The organism is Streptomyces durbertensis, assembly GCF_014156695.1.
GTDB lineage: Bacteria > Actinomycetota > Actinomycetes > Streptomycetales > Streptomycetaceae > Streptomyces > Streptomyces durbertensis.
Map to the genome: position 1 here is coordinate 1 of NZ_WMLF01000935.1, position 519 is coordinate 519.

The window sequence follows — 519 nt, forward strand, 5'->3', positions numbered from 1 at the left end:
GGCCACCTCCCCGCACGCCGGACAGCCGGACGACGCGGCCCGCCGCGACAGCGGCAGCCGGGGCGTGCCCGCGCGGGCCCCGAGGTCAGGCGACCCGGGTGAGCGACGCTCTTGTCGGACGCCCCGCAGGACGGGCCGGCGCCGCCAGCCGGGGAGCCCCCGCCTGACGGGCCCGACCACGACGAACCGGCCCCACGGGCGCGGCCGTACGCGGCTGCGGCGTCGACGTCGACCCGGAAGGGGTCGACCGCAGGCCGGTGCCGGTCGCCTCTGCCCACAGCTGGAGAAGACGTATGTACTCCGCCGCCCGCCGCTCGTCGGCGGGTTCGTCCATCAGCCGGCGGATGCGGGCGTTGACGTCGTGCACGCGGGGACGTGTCGGCTCGGCCGGTCGTCGGGATGTGCGCATGCCTCCACAGTACGCACACCCACTGACACGACCACATCCGTTTTGCGCCCCCTGACAATCCGACCTCCCGTCAGACGATCCCGTCACCACCAACCTCCCCTCGTCAGAAG

1 protein-coding gene is annotated in these 519 nt (G+C 74.4%); it reads right to left on the minus strand.

Annotation, left to right across the window (positions count from 1 at the left end; genetic code table 11):
* Window positions 1–85: 85 nt before the first annotated feature.
* Window positions 86–409 carry a hypothetical protein gene (locus GL263_RS27745; protein WP_182858468.1) on the minus strand — a complete coding sequence of 108 codons (324 nt, stop codon included), beginning with the start codon at window positions 407–409 and terminating at the stop codon, window positions 86–88.
* Window positions 410–519: the final 110 nt, after the last annotated feature.

Bases quoted from the DNA above. Each gene is read 5' to 3' on its own strand.
- GL263_RS27745 (WP_182858468.1), bottom strand. From the start codon at position 409: ATGCGCACATCCCGACGACCGGCCGAGCCGACACGTCCCCGCGTGCAC.